This is a genomic window from Mesorhizobium sp. M7A.F.Ca.CA.002.05.1.1 (assembly GCF_003998335.1).
GTDB lineage: Bacteria > Pseudomonadota > Alphaproteobacteria > Rhizobiales > Rhizobiaceae > Mesorhizobium.
On record NZ_RZQI01000750.1, the window covers coordinates 1 to 2965 of the forward strand.

4 protein-coding genes are annotated in these 2965 nt (G+C 63.5%); 2 read left to right on the forward strand and 2 right to left on the reverse strand.

The annotated features are described in order from the left end of the window. Window positions 1-929 (reverse strand): ABC transporter transmembrane domain-containing protein (locus tag EN939_RS27790; protein WP_245473191.1); only part of this gene is annotated, 929 nt, incomplete at its 3' end. Window positions 930-1135: 206 nt separating this feature from the next. Here EN939_RS27790 and rpmE point away from each other — a divergent pair. Beyond that, entirely contained in the window at window positions 1136-1357 is a 222-nt protein-coding gene (gene rpmE / locus EN939_RS27795) for a 50S ribosomal protein L31 (protein WP_023811830.1), read from the forward strand. Window positions 1358-1486: 129 nt separating this feature from the next. On the opposite strand, the gene EN939_RS27800 is transcribed toward rpmE, so the two are convergent. Beyond that, on the reverse strand, window positions 1487-2128 hold the full coding sequence (locus EN939_RS27800) for a TetR/AcrR family transcriptional regulator (RefSeq protein ID WP_127270924.1): 642 nt from the start codon (window positions 2126-2128) through the stop codon (window positions 1487-1489). A 104-nt stretch (window positions 2129-2232) separates the two neighbouring features. On the opposite strand from EN939_RS27800, the gene EN939_RS27805 reads away from it, so the two are divergent. Next, window positions 2233-2965, forward strand: a 733-nt coding sequence (locus EN939_RS27805) for an NAD(P)H-binding protein (protein ID WP_127270926.1), incomplete at its 3' end; no start/stop codon positions are given.

Consider the following 2965-nt stretch of genomic DNA (forward strand, 5'->3'; position numbering starts at 1 on the left):
CCCCAGACTTCCGACAACGCGCCCAGCGCGCCGGCGGCGAACACCGAATAGAGCAGGAATTGGCCGAGCGTACCGGGCGATATCGAGCCTTCGAGCACGTCGCGCGAGCCGAACCACAGCACCGCCACGACGGACGAGAAGATGGTGAAAATGGCGAAGAAGGTAAGGAAGGAGCGCGCGAAGATCGAGGAGCGTGCCGCCTCGAAAGCAGCTTCCACCGCGGCCGAGAAATGCCCGGTGACCAGCTTCTCATTGGTAAAGGCCTGCAGCGTGCGCACCGCGCCTATCTGCTCGCTGGCATAGGCGGTGGCATCGGCCAGCGTATCCTGCGCCTGGCGTGATTTGCGCCGCACCGAACGGCCGAAAGCGACCAGCGGCAGCACAATGACAGGAATAGCGGCAATGACCAACCCGGACAGTTTCGGGCTGGTGATGACCATCATCCCCACCGCGCCAAGGCCGAGGATGACGTTGCGCAGCGCCACCGAAGCCGTCGCGCCGACCGCCGACTTGACCTGCGTCGTGTCGGCGGCAAGCCGCGACACGATCTCGCCCGACTGGGCGGTGTCGAAGAAGGCAGGCGACAGCGTCGTCACATGGGCGAAGACATCGCGCCGGATATCGGCGACGACGCGCTCGCCCAGCGTGATGACGAAATAGTAGCGGCCGGCCGATGCCGCCGCCAGCACGGCGGCCATCGCCACCAGGGCGGCGAAATATTCGGCAATGAAGGTGGTGCTGGACGACGAGAAACCATAATCGATCATGCGTCGCACCGCCAGCGGCAGCGCCAGCGTGGTTGCCGCCGCGATGACCAGCGAGATGATGGCGCCGACGACCAGTGTGCGATAGTGCGTGATGTAGGGGAACAGGCGCCGGAGCGGCTTGAGCGAACGCCGGCGCTCGTCTGCGCTGGTGATTTGCGCCATCCCGATGTTTCCTCCAGCCGCCCTTGGGGTCTGCGCCTCAATATGCGCTTGCCGCGGCCTTGTGATTCAATTCCGGCTGATGTATAGGCTCGCCGACCGTTTTAGAAGCCGTGGCTCCTCAATAGCTGCGGCTTCGAGTTTTAAAAAGAGGCGCATCGACGCAGGCTTATGCCCGTCAGCCGCGCCGGCAAGCCAGGAACCGAGCCATGAAGAGCGCTATTCATCCCGATTACCACACCATCAAGGTCGTCATGACCGACGGCACCGAATACACGACCCGTTCGACCTGGGGCAAGGAAGGCGATACGATGAACCTCGATATCGACCCGACCACCCATCCGGCCTGGACCGGCGGCCAGCAGACCCTGCTCGACCGCGGCGGCCGCCTGTCGAAGTTCAAGAAGCGTTTCGAAGGTTTCGGCATCTAAGTGCATGTCGCCCAAAAGTGCGAAGCGGTTTTGGGATAATGACTTGCACCAAGTAAGATCTTAAACCAAACGAGCTTTTTACAGATCAAAAACCCGCCTTCGTGGCGGGGTTTTTGTTGCGGCGCGTTGCTACTCGGCCAGCAATTCCCTCAGCGCCATGCGCTTGTAGGCCGCGACCAGCCTGTCGCCCTCTTGGCGCTCAACCGAGATCGCCAGCCGCATGGCGGCTTCGCCCATCTGCCAGATGAGGAACGCCGTCGTTTCCAACGCCACCGGATCGGCTGCCGGCCGCAGCCGTTTCAGCACCGCGGTTAGAAACTCGGCATTGGCCCGGCTGTCGGCGAGTTCGAGCTGGCGCAGCGCCTTGTCGGCTTGCGTGCCCGACCAGATGTCGCGCATCACCGGTTCGGCCAGGAACAGCCGGTAATAGATGTCGACCAACTCTGAAAACGCGGACTGCAGGCCTTCGGCGTCCCTGACACCAGCCAGTGCTGCCGAAATGCAGGACTGGCTTTCGGCGGTGTAGCGCTCGGCCAGCGCCCAGATGATCGCCCGCTTGTCCGGAAAGAACTGGTAGAGCGACCCGATCGACACCCCGGCCCGTTCCGCCACCTCTCCCATGCGCATGGCGTCGCTGCCTTGCTCGGCGATCAGCGCTGAGGCGGCAGTCAGCATGCGCTCGACCCGCTCGCGGCTGCGCTGCTGGCTGGGCGCCCGGCGCGGCGAAGCAATCTGCTCCCGCGGGGAAACCGGCGCGGCCGTGTCTTCCATGACTGACTCCAATGCCAGCAAAATCGCTTGACTCGCAAAATACGAGGGTTTATCACATTTTGCAAACGTGAGTATTATTCATATTTTAAACAGAGGAAACGGTTATGACTGACCCGACAACCAAACCAATTCTGATCCTCGGCGGCACCGGCAAGACCGGCCGCCGTCTCGCCGAGCGGCTGACGGCGCACGACCTGCCGGTGCGGATCGGCTCGCGCTCCGGTACACCGCGCTTCGACTGGGAAGTCCCAGCGACCTGGGGACCGGCAATGCAAGGCGTCAGCGCCCTCTACATCAGCTACTATCCCGACATCGCCGTGCCGGGCGCCGCTGAAACCGTCGACGCCTTCGCCAGGCTCGCGGTGCAAAACGGTGTCACCCGACTGGTGCTGCTGTCGGGGCGCGGCGAAACGGAAGCCCAGCGCGCCGAAGAGATGCTGAAGGCCTCGGGCGCCGACTGGACCATCCTGCGCTGCGCTTGGTTCTCGCAGAACTTCAGCGAAGGCTTCTTCACCGGGTCCCTGGCTGAAGGCGAAGTGGCGTTGCCGATCGGCAATGTCGGCGAGCCCTTTGTCGATGCCGACGACATCGCCGACGCCGCCTTTGCCGTGCTGACGGAGCCAGGCCATGTCGGCCAGCTCTATGAGTTGACCGGGCCGCGGCTGCTGAGCTTCGCAGACGCGGTCGCCGAGATTGCCAAGGCGGCCGGACGCGACATCCGCTTTGTCAGGATCTCGCATGACGAATTCACTGCCGCAGTGGCCGCGCATGAGCTGCCGCCCGAATTCGGCTGGCTGCTCAATGAGCTGTTCACCCAGGTGCTCGACGGCCGCAACG

What these genes read in the sequence shown, in the direction of transcription:
- rpmE (WP_023811830.1), top strand. Translation starts at nt 1,136, where the DNA reads ATGAAGAGCGCTATTCATCCCGATTACCACACCATCAAGGTCGTCATG.
- EN939_RS27800 (WP_127270924.1), bottom strand. Translation starts at nt 2,128, where the DNA reads ATGGAAGACACGGCCGCGCCGGTTTCCCCGCGGGAGCAGATTGCTTCG.